This window comes from Bifidobacterium biavatii DSM 23969, from assembly GCF_000741165.1.
Classification (GTDB): Bacteria; Actinomycetota; Actinomycetes; order Actinomycetales; family Bifidobacteriaceae; genus Bifidobacterium; species Bifidobacterium biavatii.
Window position 1 is genome coordinate 320313 of the sequence record NZ_JGYN01000030.1, and the last position, 13982, is coordinate 334294.

10 protein-coding genes are annotated in these 13982 nt (G+C 63.1%); 1 reads left to right on the forward strand and 9 read right to left on the reverse strand.

What is annotated here, in order from left to right:
• Positions 1 to 19: 19 nt before the first annotated feature.
• The 4 genes from ilvC to BBIA_RS10740 form a co-directional block, all read right to left on the reverse strand.
• Positions 20 to 1072 carry a ketol-acid reductoisomerase gene (ilvC, locus tag BBIA_RS10725; RefSeq protein WP_033492680.1) on the reverse strand — a complete coding sequence of 351 codons (1053 nt, stop codon included), beginning with the start codon at positions 1070 to 1072 and terminating at the stop codon, positions 20 to 22.
• A 468-nt stretch (positions 1073 to 1540) separates the two neighbouring features.
• The gene (locus tag BBIA_RS10730; protein WP_033492682.1) at positions 1541 to 2902 is read right to left on the reverse strand and encodes an MFS transporter; all 1362 of its coding nucleotides are present in this window, start codon (positions 2900 to 2902) and stop codon (positions 1541 to 1543) included.
• Between the two features lie 492 nt (positions 2903 to 3394).
• Positions 3395 to 5065: an MFS transporter gene (locus BBIA_RS10735; RefSeq protein WP_033492714.1), complete on the reverse strand. Its 1671-nt coding sequence runs from the start codon at positions 5063 to 5065 to the stop codon at positions 3395 to 3397.
• A gap of 127 nt (positions 5066 to 5192) precedes the next feature.
• Positions 5193 to 6275, reverse strand: a complete 1083-nt coding sequence (locus BBIA_RS10740; RefSeq protein WP_033492716.1) for a LacI family DNA-binding transcriptional regulator — start codon at positions 6273 to 6275, stop codon at positions 5193 to 5195.
• Between the two features lie 448 nt (positions 6276 to 6723).
• On the opposite strand from BBIA_RS10740, the gene BBIA_RS10745 reads away from it, so the two are divergent.
• A complete protein-coding gene (locus BBIA_RS10745; protein WP_033492718.1) occupies positions 6724 to 7671 on the forward strand; it encodes a serine hydrolase domain-containing protein in 948 nt (315 codons plus the stop codon).
• 367 nt (positions 7672 to 8038) lie between these two features.
• Here BBIA_RS10745 and BBIA_RS10750 read toward each other — a convergent pair whose 3' ends face one another.
• From BBIA_RS10750 to BBIA_RS10770, 5 genes are all read right to left on the reverse strand, one after another.
• Positions 8039 to 9142 carry a LacI family DNA-binding transcriptional regulator gene (locus BBIA_RS10750; RefSeq protein WP_033492720.1) on the reverse strand — a complete coding sequence of 368 codons (1104 nt, stop codon included), beginning with the start codon at positions 9140 to 9142 and terminating at the stop codon, positions 8039 to 8041.
• Positions 9143 to 9181: 39 nt separating this feature from the next.
• Entirely contained in the window at positions 9182 to 10291 is a 1110-nt protein-coding gene (locus BBIA_RS10755) for a glycoside hydrolase family 172 protein (RefSeq protein WP_033492723.1), read from the reverse strand.
• A gap of 118 nt (positions 10292 to 10409) precedes the next feature.
• Positions 10410 to 11270, reverse strand: a complete 861-nt coding sequence (locus BBIA_RS10760; protein ID WP_033492725.1) for a carbohydrate ABC transporter permease — start codon at positions 11268 to 11270, stop codon at positions 10410 to 10412.
• A complete protein-coding gene (locus BBIA_RS10765; protein ID WP_033492727.1) occupies positions 11270 to 12148 on the reverse strand; it encodes a carbohydrate ABC transporter permease in 879 nt (292 codons plus the stop codon). Before BBIA_RS10765 ends, BBIA_RS10760 begins: the two co-directional genes overlap by 1 nt.
• Positions 12149 to 12248: 100 nt before the next feature.
• Positions 12249 to 13529, reverse strand: coding sequence for an ABC transporter substrate-binding protein (locus tag BBIA_RS10770; protein WP_033492728.1), 1281 nt, complete (start codon positions 13527 to 13529; stop codon positions 12249 to 12251).
• Positions 13530 to 13982 lie beyond the last annotated feature (453 nt).

Sequence of the window (13982 nt, forward strand, 5' to 3'; positions counted from 1 at the left end):
GGTGCAACCGCGGGCGCAATCACTGAACCTGGGTACGAGCGATCTTGCCGTTGAAGGACTCGGCCTCGTCCTGATCCTTGGCCGGGCCGTTGTTCCAAGAGAACATGGCGCGCAGCTTCGGGCCGACGGTCTCGAGGTGCGGGTGCGAGTACTCCTCCTGCAGCTTCTTGAACTTCGGGGCGCCGGCGGCCTGATCGTCCATGAACTCCTTGGCGAAGGAGCCGTCCTGAATGCGCTTCAGCTGGTACTGCATGCGCTTCTTGGTCTCCTCGGTGATGACCGTGGAGGTGTAGTCGCCGTACTGGGCGGTGTCAGAGCAGGACCAACGGGCCTTGTTCAGACCACCCTCGTTGGCGAGGTCGACCAGCATCTTCAGCTCGTGGAACACCTCGAAGTAGGCGATCTCCGGCTGGTAGCCGGCCTCGGTCAGCACGTCGAAGCCCATGTCGCACAGGTGGTTGATGCCGCCCATCAGCACGTCCTGCTCGCCGAACAGATCGGTCTCGGTCTCCTCGGTGAAGGTCGTCTTGATGGCGCCGGCGCGCAGGGCGCCCAGAGCCTTCGCGTAGGCGAGGCACAGCGGCCAGGTCTTGCCGTCCGGGTCCTGCTCGACAGCCACGACGACCGGGACACCACGGCCGGCGGCGTACTCACGACGCACGATGTGGCCCGGGCCCTTCGGGGCAACCATGAACACCGGGTGATCGGCCGACGGCTTGATGTAGCCGTAGTGGATGTTGAAGCCATGAGCGAAGGCCAGAGCGGCACCCGGCTTCAGGTTCGGCTCGACGTCCTCCTTGTAGACCTTGGCCTGGTACTGGTCAGGCAGCAGGATCATCACGACGTCGGCCTCGGCGACCGCTTCCGGCACCGGCTTGACCTCGAGGCCCTGCTCCTTGGCGAACTCCACGGACTTGGAGGTAGGACGCAGGCCGACGACCACGTCGACACCCGAGTCACGCAGGTTCAGCGCGTGAGCGTGGCCCTGCGAGCCGTAACCGAGGATGGCGACCTTCTTGCCATCGAACACGGAGAGATCGGCGTCCTTTTCGTACCAGATAGTTGCTGCCATGATAGGCACTCCTTTATGTTGTTTCGTTGGGCGTTGGTAAGGCGCCCGACAATCGGTGAGATTGATGAGGCTTGAGGCGTTGAGGATTGTGTCCGCGCGGCGAGCCGTTCGTCTCCTGCCGCACTGTTCTAGTCCGGCGAGAGTCGACGTGATTGCTCACGTCCAAATACTGAATGATTGTTTTGTGCGGTAATTTTTGCGTGAATTGACGAGCGACGACGCTGGGGGAACGCGGGCATCTGAGCATTCATGAGCTATCAATGCCATCCCGTGTACGCTCCCCCAGTCAGCTACGCTGACAGCCCCCTCAGCCGAGGGGGCCGAGGCTCGCTACGCTCGCATGTCAAGCGTCACTTCGTAAAGTCAACGTCCGTGCTGAGCCGTCAAGCGGAAGCCCAGTGGGCTTCCGTAGGCGAAGTGAGCGATTGCAAGACAGGCAATCGCGAAGCCGACGACCAGCCGTTGATTTCACTTGGTGAAATCAACGTCCTTCGTCTCATGGCAGCTCAGCACCGCGACGAGGCAGCACACGGCCATCACGCCGAGGTAGATGCCCACAGAGTGCACGCCCCAGTGGGACGACAGCCAGGTGGCGATGGTCGGCACGAACGCGGCGCCGACGATCGCGGCGAGGTTGTAACCGATGCCGGAGCCGGAGTAGCGCACGTTCGCGTCGAACAGCTCGGGCAGGAACGCGCCGATCGGGCCGAACGCGGTGCCCATGAGCGCGAAGCCGACGCACAGGAACACCATGTTGGCGAGGAAGTTGCGCTGGCCGACGACTTCGCCGTTCAGCAGGAACGGGAAGAGCGCGGAGAACACGACGAGCAGCACGGACGAGGTGATGATCACGCGCTTGCGGCCGAACTTGTCGGCGTTCACGCAGGAGATCACGATGAACGCGGCGAACACGCAGATGGCGATCATGAGCATGAGCAGGTATTCCTGGTTGGTGAAGCCGAGGCCGCCGCCGCCCTCGCCCTGCGCCTTGGTGCCCCATGCGAGCGACCAGGTGGCGAGCGTGTAGAACAGCGTGTACGTGACGGCGACGAGGAACGTGGCCTGCAGCACCTGCACCCAGCTCTTGCGGAACACTTCGACGATCGGGGCCTTGACGACCTGCTTCTTCTCCTGCGCCATGCGGAAGATCGGGGTCTCCTCCATGTGCACTCGCACGACGAGGCCGATGATCACGAGCACCGCGCTCAGCAGGAACGGCACGCGCCAGCCCCATGCGAGCATCGCATCGGAATCGTTGAACGTTTCGAGCAGGAAGTAGGTGCCGTTGGACAGGAAGAAGCCGATCGGCGCGCCCAGCTCCGGGAAGGAGCCGTAGAGTGCGCGCTTGTCTTCAGGCGCGTTTTCGGTGGCGACCAACGCCGCGCCGGACCATTCGCCGCCGAGGCCGATGCCCTGCACGAATCGCAGCAAGCACAGCAGCGCGACCGCCGCGACGCCCCACTGGTCATAGGTCGGCAGACAGCCGATCAGGAACGTGCCGACGCCCATGGTCATCAGCGAGACGACCAGCGTGGTCTTGCGCCCCATGCGATCGCCGAAGTGGCCGAAGACGAGCGAGCCGAGCGGGCGTGCAATGAACGCGATGGCGAACGTCAGCAGGCTGGCGAGCAGTGCGACGGTCGGGTCGGTCTTGTCGAAGAAGATGTGCGGGAAATAGTTCGCCGCGGCGGTGCCGTAGGCGTAGAAGTCGTAGAATTCGATGGCCGTGCCGACCATGGACGCCGCGATCACGGTTTTGACCGAGTCGCGAACCAGCGCCTGCGCCTTGCCGGCGACGGCTCCGGCAGTACTTTCGACTGCTTCTGACATTGTCTGTCTCTCCTGTTTCGCCGGCCGTGCGATCGTGGCGATCGGTGTCCGACCGGCTGTGCTGTTGACGCGCGATGCGTGCGGCATATGCTGCATGCGATTCGCGCGTGCGATTGATGCGTATCTGCGGTGACGTTCGTTGCTTGCGTGTGTTCCGGTGACCTTGTGGGGCGCAACAAAAAAGCCCCGCCGTTCAGGCAGGGCTTGTTGCGAAGATCGCGACTCTTGCTTGCGCCCTGCCTTCGTTGGCGGGGTTCAAGCTGCATTGCCGAATCAGTCCGCCAACGAAGACGGAATAATAATTCGTGCGGACAGCAGAGCGCGGAGTGCGGACTCAGTCGTTGCAGTGTATCCAGTCATCGTGGCGAACCTCCTTTCGGTATCGAACGTTTCCGCCGAGCTTGGTGCTCGACTGATGCCACACCATAGGAGCCGGCGTCTCGTCGCGACCAGCGGGTGTTCACTATGTGAACCCCGATCGGCGGACCGAGATCAGTCCTTCGGCGTGAGCGCGGCGCCGACCAGCACGACGACGATTGCGGCGACGAGCAGCGCGATGTAGCCGAGCGAGAGCACCGCGACGACGCCGAGGCAGCCGGCGACGACCGTGCCGATCACGCTCGCCACGTTGAACGCGTTCAGGTAGCGCGCGTTGTCGCGCGGGTCGGGGATCGTCGCGGCGACGACGTCCTGGTTGAACACGTCGTACAGGCCGAACGCGAATCCGGACACGATGCCGTACACGAACAGTCCGGCGTCGATCACCGGCGTCGACAGGAACAGCGCGAGCGCGACCGGCAGCACGATCGCCGCCGCGTACACAACGCACGCCGCGATCACGACGACGCGGCTAGGCACGTTCTTCACTTCGCACCATTCGCCGAACCGCCCCGCGCAACCGGCCGCGCACGCCGCGCCGACGGCCGCGCCGACCGCGATCATGAGCATCGCGATGCACGTCGCCCAGATCTGCGGCGACGACTGGGCGGCCGAACGCGCGTCCAGATACCATTCGGCGAGCACGTAGTGGCGCACGATCAGCCACTGGAACACGGTCATCACGCCGACGCCGGCCATCATGAAAATGCGAGCGACGTACGCGCGACGGAACGAGGCGTTGTCGTCGCCGGACGGCAGCTTCATCTGCGCAAACGCAGGCTCCGTGCTGTACTTGACGTTGGCGATCCACTCGCTGGACGGCTCCTTCGGCCACACGAGCACCGGCACGACGGCGGCCAGCACGAATACGACGGCGGTCGCGGCGAACGGCAGCTCGCCGCCGAGCACGAGTCCGCCCGCGCCCAGCGCCACGCCGAGCAGCTGGCCGAGCATGAGGCCGATACCGCGCCAGCGCATCGCGTGCTCGCGGAACTTGTCCGGGTAGCGTTCGCCGAACGCGGCGGCGAGCGGCGCGGCCAGCATCGCGTACGTGATCTGCAGCAGGATCCAGAAGAACAGGATCGCGCCGACGTTGCCGAGTGCGCCGAGCGGCAGCGTGAACAGTGCGCTGAGCAGGCCGCCGGCGATGATCCACGGCGTGCGGCGGCCGTGCGGCGTGCGCGTGTGGTCCGACATGACGCCGACGACCACGTTGGCAACCAGTCCAACGATTGCACCGACGATGACGACGAGCGCCAGCCACGGGGCGGGCGCAGCGCCGGCGACGCGTGCCGCCTCGACGCTCATCTGCGTGACGTGGCCGGCGTGGAGCGGATTGCCGAACAGGCGGTCGATGATCGCGGGCAGGGCGACCATGTTGAGCATGGCCCACGGCAGGGTGCGCAGCACGGCGGCGAGCGTGAAGCCGGCGTTGAGGCGCTTGATCTGCGCCTTGTCGGGCTTGGTGCCGTCGGCGGCGACCATCGGGTCGCGCATGTCGAGGAACGCGCTAGACGCGTCGGCGATGGGCGTGGGCGGCACGGCGGTGGCGACGGCCGGGGAGCCGGCGTCGCTCATGCGCACGGCCTGCGTTTCGGCGCGTTCAGCCGAATCGGAGGGCTGCTCGCGTTCGATGTGCACGGCGAGGCGCGCGATGGCGGACTTGTCTTCCGGGGTGAGGGCCTTGTCGAGGTCGGGGCGGTCGTCGATGCCGGGGCGGATGTAGATCTGACCGGGCAGCGGCGGCGGCTTGGGCAGGTTCTCCTGCTCGTTGTCGTCAGTCATGGCTTCTTCTTTCTTCTGTTTCTTCCTGAAGGCAACAGAAACCGCCCGGGACGCACTGGCATCAGCGCGTTCCGGGCGGCTCACTTCACGTCTCAAGAATACTGCGAAGCCCGGAATTGGGGAAGGGTCACCGCCTCGTGCTTTCGCCCTGGTGGAAGGAGACTGGCACGAGGTCCATCGCCTCGGCCACGTCGTGCGGCGATGCGGTCTCGTCGTGGCCCATGTCGATCACGCCAACGTGGTCTGCGTCGAGCTTGCCGTCGGCCGTTTCGCACGCCTGGATCAGCCGCGTGACGATCTGTTCGGCGAGCGCGTCGAAGTCCTGCCGCACGCAGGTGAGTCGTATGCCGGCCGCGTCGGCCATACCGGTGCCATCGTACGCAACGATCTGCAGGTCGTCGGGGATGCGCCGGCCCTGTCGCAGCGCTTCTTGGACAACGTACGCAGTGATGTAGTCGGAGCCGACGAACGCGTCCGCGTCCGGGTATTCGTCGATCACGTGCAGCGCGACGTCGCGCTGGTGCTCGAGGTTCGCGACCTCGCCAGCTTCAACGTAGTCATAGCGAATGCCGGCCTCGTTAAGCAGGCCTTCAAGCGCGGCGTGCAGGCGGACGGTCGGGAACGTGGTGCCCATGCCACCGCCGTAGTCGATGAACTGCGAGCGCGGGCCGCCGATGGAGACGACGTGCTTGGCACCGGTGGCGATGAGGCGTTCGGCGACGAGATGGCCGCCGCTGTCGTGGTCGGAGCCGACGGACGGGATGCCGGCGCCGAGGTAGCGGTCAAAGGCGACGATGGGCCGGCCGATGGACGTCCAGTAGATCGGTTCGTGCGCGGTGTGCGCGGCCATGATGAGACCGTCCATCATGTGCCGGCGCAGCATGTCGACGCAGTCGGTTTCGCTTTGGTCGGCGTCGACGGTGGAGCACAGCATGGTGCGCAGCCCGCGTTTGGCGAGTGCGCCCTGGATGGCCGCGGTCATGGCAGAGAAGAACGGGTGCCGGACGGTCGGCACGATCACGCCGACGAGGTTGGTGCGGCCGCGGTACAGGTTGCGGGCGAGTTCGTTGGGGATGTAGTTGAGCGTTTTCATGGCGTCTTCGACGCGTTCGCGCATGTCGTCGGAGACGTATCCGTTCTTGTTGACCACCAGCGATACCGTGCTCAGCGAAACGCCGGCCTGTTTGGCCACGTCGCGCATTCCTACCATCGTGCACTCCTTTTGTGTCCGGATCGAACATGCTCCAATCGCCGCTCGCAATACCGCCGGAACCGCGTCGGATTCGTTGTCGGGATGTACCGTTTCCCGTAATCGCTTCCCATATTAGCGAGGTATCGGCGCAGCTCCGTGCGTGTCCCGCGCGGCCGGGGCGGTCGCGTGCGCGCGCGACGCAGTCAGGCCGTTTGCGATGATGCCCGCGCCGACGCCTGTGTGATGTTTGCGATGACGTCTGCGGTGATGCCTGCCGCGCGTTGTTTCAACCGTTGCGTGTCGTGCGGGATAGCCGCGAAGCCGCGTGGCCGCCGTGACGTTGTCGTGATGTTGCGTGGCGCCGCCGTGATAGAGTACATATGACGTCAATCGTTTTATGCGACGATGCCGCTTCGGTCACGCAATGGCGCGCCTGCCGCGGTTCGTCTTGTAAGGAGCACTGGTCATGACCGATCAATCCGTTACCGTCCTTATCGATGATTTCGTGCGTTACGCGCAGGATCGCGACCTGCCGATCGAGGCGATCGCGGTCGGCGACGAATCCCGCGTCATCGCGGAGCATCATTTCGTCGCAGACAAGCCGCGCTGCATCTACTCGCACACGAAGAGCTACATGTCTACCGCCGTCGGCATCGCGATCGGCGAGGGTCTTCTTTCGTTGGACGATCGTCTGGCTGATTCGTTCGCTGGCGAGCTGCCAGCCGACGCGGATCCGCGGCTGGGCGAGATCACGCTGCGCGACCTGCTGACGATGTCGAGCGGCTTCAACGGCGCGTTTCTGATGATCCGCGGCCGTCGCGAAGGCGAGGGCTGCCCGAACTATCTGCAGTACATGCTGAGCAAGCCGGTGCAGGTCGACCCGGGTTCGGGCTTCTGCTATTCGTCGGCCGACTCGTATCTGGCGGGCCGCATGCTCGAGCAGGCCGTGGGCATGCGCATGGGCGAATACCTGTGGCGGCACGTGTTCGAGCCGCTCGGCCAGGGCTGGCCGGTGTGGGAGAACGACCCGCAGGGCCATCCGCTCGGCGGCAGCAGCATCGAAATGCGACTGACCGAGATGATGAAGCTCGGCCAGGTGTTCCTGAACGACGGCGTGTGGGCGCCGACCGGCACGCGGATCGTCGATCCCGAGTGGATCGCGCAGGCGACGGTCAGGCAGATCGACACCCCAATCCGCACGGACGACGACGGCTGGTCGAACGGCTACGGCTACCAGTGGTGGATGTCGCCGTATCCGCGCGCGTACCGCGCCGACGGCGCGTACGGCCAGATCACGACCGTCCTTCCGGAGCAGGGTCTGGTCGTCGCAATCCAGTGCCCGGAGGGCGACGGCTGGGAAACCACCGTCCGCCACGAACTGCACGAGCGCGTCATGCTCCCCCTCGTCGGGTGATTCCCTTCCGCCGCGGCGTCAGTGATGCACGCGTGGCGGTGCACCCTTGCCAGCAACCCCCAAAATCGCGACGAGTGCCGATTTTGGGGGTTCTTAAATTCCGACGAGTGTCGATTTTAGGGGTTTCTAGATTCCGACGAGTGCAGCGTAGAAGACGACAAAGGTTGGAATACAAGGCATATGAACACCTCATATTCCCAAAGAAACCGTCCCGTCGTTCAACTCCTTTATCTAGTACTTTGTCGGGCTTATATTGCTGCATTCCTTTTTCCTTAGCTCCCCCCTTGTCAGGGGAGCTGTCACGAAGTGACTGAGGGGTAGTCAGAACCCATCACATTAAGTCCGACAAAGTACTAGTTCTTCGCATTTAGCGAGTGGAGTCGCCGAGGTGCAGGGACACCGGGATGAGATCGACGGGTTGCGGCGCGGCGTCTTCGGCGGAAGACTCGGATGGCGCGTCTTCGCCTTCGATCAGGGCGATCATGCGGGCGACGACGGCCGTAGCAATGGCGTTGAAATCCTGCCTTACCGCAGTCAGACGCACGCCCGCCGTACCGGTCAAATACGTGCCGTCATACGCGATGATCTGCACGTCATCCGGCACGCGCAGTCCGCAGCGCAACGCAGCCTGCACGGCATAGGACGCGCCGATATCCGAACTGACGATCGCATCGACCGCATCGTCATCGTCGAAACATCCGGCATCAACAGCGTGATCATTGCCGAACCATTCGAGCGCATTGTGCACAGCAATCGCGTATCCCTCAAAATCGCCGACTCCGCCGGCCTCGACGTAGTCGTAACGCACGCCGGCTGCGCGCAGATCCTGTTCCAGCGTCAGGTAATAGCATGCGGTCGGGAACGTGGTGTCACGTTCTCCTGTTCCCGGCGCGCCTCGCATCGCAAGATCATGGAACTGCGAGCGCAGGCCGCCGATCATCGCGACATGCCGCGCGCCGGAGCGGATCAGCAGATCGGCGACCATGTGGCCTCCGCTCTCGTGATCGGATCCGACCAGCGGAATGCCCGGACCGAGGTAGCGGTCGAAAGCGACGATCGGCCGGCTGATCGACGTCCAGTAGTCGACCGGATGCATCGTGTGCGAGGACATGACGATGCCGTCCATCATGTGCCGGCGCAGCATATCGACGTATTCGGATTCGCCTTTGTCCGAGTCCTCGGTCGAGCACAGCATCGTGCGCAGGCCGCGCGCGGAAAATTCGCGTTGCAGGACGGACGTGAACGTTGCGAAGAATGGGTGACGGATCGTCGGCACGATCACGCCGATCGTGTTCGTACGATCCCGGTACAGGTTGCGAGCGAGTTCGTTGGGAACGTAGTTGAGCAACCGCATTGCCTCGACAACCCGCTCGCGCTTGCCTTCGGACACGTAGCCGGCATCATTAACCACCAAAGACACCGTGCTCAGGGATACACCGGCTTGCTTAGCCACATCGCGCATACCAACCATTGAGCGTGCCTTTCATGAGTCGGAATCTCGCTGTCCCACCTACCTGGGCCAACGGGCCGGAGCGGCGGGCAGCGCGGGGAACGGGGCGTGCGGCTCAACCTGATACCAGTAGGCAACGGTCGTCACGTCGTCGCGGCGTTCGAACAGGCCGCGGTAACCTACGCCGATCTGCTGCAGCGTGACCTTGAGATCGTGCCGGAACGTGATCGGGTCGGGAATGTGCCAACGGTAGAATCCGCGCTGTGGCGGAACGTCGTCGTTGTGGTAGTCGTTGTGGATGAGCTCGTCGTGCCGCGAATAGTACGGATAGCCGAGGTACGGCGTGCAGTATGTCTGTTCTACGGTTCGGCCATTCTCTTGGTGCGCGAAGCTCCACGAGCCGCCGAAGTAGTCTTCGGTGCCGGTGCCACAGATCGTCGGATACTCGTCGTCGCCGTCGATGTAGAACTTCATCTCGCCTTCGCCCCACCAGTACCGTTCCAGCGTGGAAAGCGCCAGATAGGTGCCGACGTAGTGACCACGGCCCTTCACCCCGTCAAGCACCACGTAGTCGTGCCCGAGTTCGGTGATAGGCTGGCGCCGCCACTGTGCATGGAAGTGGGCGAGATCGTCCGCTGGCGGATCGTCGTCGAGCCGGTAGTCAATCTGGTAGAAGAGCGCCGGGATCGGGTTCGCGTGCTGGTTTTCGAGGGTGATGCGCGCGTGCGAGCGGAACGGCATCTTCCAGTAGCAGTTGAATCCGCGGTTCGGCACCACGGCCACGGGAGCCGAGTTGACGAGGCAGGCGCGGGCGAAGCCGCAGCAGAAGAAGTCGCCTAGCGGCACTTCCACGCTGGGGGTGTCCTCGTCGTCCCAGTACATGCGCAGCACGAGGTCACGTAGTACAAAGCAGTCAGATTCGCTAGTTTTCTCGTCGACGGTGAACCAGATGTGCGTGATCGCGCCGTGGCCTTCGATGTCGGCGAGCGTGACGGTTTCGCCGCTGGCCACGTTCTGCAGGCAGGGGGATCCCTTGCGCGAGACGCCGAGCGGACTGGCCGCCTTGCCGCCGTTGCCCTTGGCTCCGGTGCGGTTCTCCGCGGTGATCGCGCGGCTTTCGTAGCGCTGCGCGTGGCCGAGCGATTCGAGTGCGGTTGCATCCCAGCTCATCTGGCGGTTCCTTTCGTCTGTGATTGTTGACTCCCGAACGGGAGCAGGTATAGCAATGCCCGCCGCCACCGGGGGACGGATGACAGCGGGCATTGCGAGTGCGGGATCCGTATCTGACTCAGCCCTTAACGGCGCCGGAGGTGACACCCTCGACGATGAAGCGCTGGAGGAACAGGTACATGATGAGGATCGGGAGCATGGCGAGCAGCAGGGCCGCCATGATCAGGCCGATGTCGTTGGAGTAGGTGCCGTAGAAGATCTGCGTGGCGATCGGGATCGTGTACAGCTCACGCTCGCCGAGGACCAGGGACGGCAGGAGGTAGTCGTTCCAGAAGGCCATCGCGTCGATGATCGTGATGGTCGCGATCGTCGGCTTGAGCAGCGGGAACACGATGGTCCAGAAGGTGCGCCACGTCGAGCAGCCATCCATGCCGGCGGCCTCTTCGAGTTCGACCGGAACGTTGGTCTTGATCGCGCCGTGGAACATGAACGCGGCCAGCGAAACGGAGAAGCCGACGTGCATGAGGATCAGCGTGAGGCGGTGGTTCAGGACGCCCAGCAGGCCGCCGTAGACGGAGACCAGCGGGACCATGAGGACCTGGAACGGGATGACCATGGAGGCCACCATCGCGGCAAAGAAGATCGAGCAGGCCTTCCACGAAGGGTTGCGCACGATCACGTACGCGGCCATCGCGGAGACGAGCACGGTGAGCAGCGTGGCGGAGATGGTGATGATCGCGGAGTTACCGAACACCGTCCAGAAGTTCATCTTCTCCATGGCATCCGGGAAGTTGTCCAGCGTGAACCCTCGCTTGCCGATCAGGGCGAGCGGGGCGGTGTTGATGTCCGCCTTCTCCTTGAAGACGTTGATGACCACCAGCAGGAACGGGAAGATGAATGCGATCAGGGCGATGACCAGCACCACCAGCACGATGGCGTGGACGACCTTGGTGCGGGTGCTTTGCTGTGCGGTTTCCATTATGCTGCCACCTCACCCTTCTTGCCAACGTACACCTGCAGCACACCGATGATGGCGCAGATGACGAACAGGATCAGCGCCTCGGCCTGGCCGGTGCCGTAGTTCTTGTAGACGAATGCCTGGTTGTAGACGTGCATTGCGGCGAGCACCGACTGGTTGAACGGCTCGCCCTTGGTGAGGGAGAGGTTCAGATCGTACACCATGAAGCAGCGGGTGGTGCTCAGGAAGATGCACTGCACGAAGGAGGAACGCATGAGCGGGACGATGACGTGCCACATAGCCTGGGTGGAGTTGCAGCCGTCGATCATCGCGGCTTCCTTGAGGCTCTGGTCAACGCTCATGAAGCCTGCCACGTAGATCAGCATCATGTAGCCGGCGTACTGCCAGACCGACACGAGGATGAGGGCGAACATCGCGCCGCTTGGACTACCGAGCAGCGAGTCAGGCTTGGAACCGGTGATCAGGTCGCCGATGGAGACGAACGCGCGGTTGAAAACGAACTTCCAGATGTAGCCGAGGACGATGCCGCCGATCAGGTTCGGGATGAAGAAGCCGGCGCGGAAGAAGTTCTGGCCCTTGATGCCGCTGGTCACCGCGTAGGCGAGCAGGAAGGCGACGATGTTGACGAGCACGACGGAAATGACCGAGTAGACAACGGTCCGCCCCAGTGCGGCCCAGTATGCGGCATCGGTGAACGCCTGCTGATAGTTGCTGAGACCGACGAACGGCTTCTCGGTGGCGACGCCGTCCCAGCTGGTGAAGGTCAGGTAGATGCCATAGATGAACGGCAGCACGACGACGGCGCAGAAGAGGATTCCAGCCGGGCCGGCGAACATCAGGAACTGCCCTAACTTGTATGAAAACTTGCTCTGTTTCATAACAATTCCATTCATGTCCGGTGATTGAGGGCACCGCTACGGTGCGGTGCCCTCAATCTGTGTTGACAGTGGTTATGGGATGTTTCCGGAGGGAAACGGATCAGGCAGTTGCGCCCGAGAGCGTCGCGGTCTTCCAGTAGGTCTGGATGTTCGTGGCGAGGGCGTCGCGGTCCTCCTGATCGGCGAGGTACTTCTGCATCTCGGCGCCGAGGACGGAGTAGTGGTCATCGGGCAGGTGGCTGTAGTTCGGGATCAGGTTGCCATCGTCGGCGTACTGCTTGACGGACTTGCTCAGCGGATCCTTGACCTCGAGGGTGTTGGTCTTGAACGGGGAGACGAGCGAGCAGTCATCAACGATGAACTTCTGGCCTTCCTCGTCGTTGGCGAGCCAGTTCAGGAAGTCCTTGGCAGCTTCGCGCTGGGCGTCGGTGGTCTGGTCGGAAGAATCGATGAACATGAACTTGGAACCGCCGCCGACGAGCTTCTCGTTCGCGCCGTCATCCATGTTCTGCGGAACCGGCATCATGCCCATGTTCTCGGAGTAGTCGTACTGGTTGAGCACGGACCAATCCCAGTTGCCGCCGAACATGAAGGCGATCTCGCCTTCGGCCAGCTTCTGCTCGGTGACCTCGCGCTCTGCGGAGACAGCGGAGGACTTGGCGTAGTTGTTGTCCTTGAGGACATCGAAGGTGTCCATCAGGGAGTTCCACTTCTCGTTGTTCTGCAGATCGGCAGTGCCCTTCAGCAGGGTGTCGACGAAAGCGTCGACGTCGGTCTGCTCCTCATAGACCTGCGGCAGGTAGTGACCAGCCAGGGACCAGTCTTCCTTGAGCACGCCGACCGGGGATTCCATGCCGCCGGCCTTAAGCTCCTTGATGATGGCCTTCAGGTCGTCGGTGGTCTTGACGGTGGAGGGATCGAAGTCCTTGCCGGTGTACTTCTTGATGGCGTCGGCGTTGTAGATCAGGCCGCGGGCCTCGACGGTGGTCGGGAAGCCGTAGACCTTGCCGTCCACGGACAGCGCGTAGTCGGTGTCCTTGACCCAGTCCTCGTCGGACAGGTCGACGGCGTGCTCCTTGGCGAGGGAGTAGATGTCCTTATCGTCCACCATGGAAATGGTGTACGGCTGCTTGGAAGCGTACTTGGTGGCGAGGTGGGCGGCGACGGTGTCGTTGGAGTAGTAGACCTTGAGGTTGACGCCCTTTTCCTTGGAATACTGCTTGGCCATCTCCTCCATCTGGTCCTCGATCTCGACCTTGGAGTTGAAGAGAGTGATAGTGGTCGCATTGCTGTTGGTGCTGCTGCCGCAGGCGCCCAGCATGCTCAGGGACAGGACGGCGGCGGTAGCGGCGGCGCCGAGCTTCATCCACGAATGTGCCATTGTCTTTCCTTTCCTTCCACTGTTCGCGGCAACCTTGCTCGCGAAGGTGTTATTCGGGCAAACAATTCCCCGGAACACCCACTGTGTCTTCCGTTGAACCTTTTCCCCGTCCCCTCGAATCGAACCGGTTCGAGAAGAACTGCGTCTAATATAACGCCGTCGAACCGGTTCGTCAAACCATTGACGCCCCGGCGTGTCGAACCGGTTCGACACGCTGTTCGACACGCCGTTCGATACCGTGTGCTACACGTAAAACCGCATCATTCCAACGAAAATCCAGTGAACGCTCACAACTACAGTCTTGCAACGAAAATCCGTCGTAGCAGCACCACACACATCCGTCGTCACCCCGCCTCGCGCCCGACCATCGCCACCGCGACACGCCGAAACACACATCACACCCCGTCAAACGCACCGCGCCCACCGGACGCGGCTGCCGGACGCGACGCGCTC

Excerpts from the sequence above, each read along its gene's own strand:
- BBIA_RS10760 (WP_033492725.1), bottom strand. The coding sequence starts at position 11,270 with ATGGAAACCGCACAGCAAAGCACCCGCACCAAGGTCGTCCACGCCATC.
- BBIA_RS10730 (WP_033492682.1), bottom strand. The coding sequence starts at position 2,902 with ATGTCAGAAGCAGTCGAAAGTACTGCCGGAGCCGTCGCCGGCAAGGCG.
- BBIA_RS10770 (WP_033492728.1), bottom strand. The coding sequence starts at position 13,529 with ATGGCACATTCGTGGATGAAGCTCGGCGCCGCCGCTACCGCCGCCGTC.
- BBIA_RS10745 (WP_033492718.1), top strand. The coding sequence starts at position 6,724 with ATGACCGATCAATCCGTTACCGTCCTTATCGATGATTTCGTGCGTTAC.
- BBIA_RS10755 (WP_033492723.1), bottom strand. The coding sequence starts at position 10,291 with ATGAGCTGGGATGCAACCGCACTCGAATCGCTCGGCCACGCGCAGCGC.
- BBIA_RS10750 (WP_033492720.1), bottom strand. The coding sequence starts at position 9,142 with ATGGTTGGTATGCGCGATGTGGCTAAGCAAGCCGGTGTATCCCTGAGC.
- BBIA_RS10735 (WP_033492714.1), bottom strand. The coding sequence starts at position 5,065 with ATGACTGACGACAACGAGCAGGAGAACCTGCCCAAGCCGCCGCCGCTG.
- BBIA_RS10740 (WP_033492716.1), bottom strand. The coding sequence starts at position 6,275 with ATGGTAGGAATGCGCGACGTGGCCAAACAGGCCGGCGTTTCGCTGAGC.
- ilvC (WP_033492680.1), bottom strand. The coding sequence starts at position 1,072 with ATGGCAGCAACTATCTGGTACGAAAAGGACGCCGATCTCTCCGTGTTC.
- BBIA_RS10765 (WP_033492727.1), bottom strand. The coding sequence starts at position 12,148 with ATGAAACAGAGCAAGTTTTCATACAAGTTAGGGCAGTTCCTGATGTTC.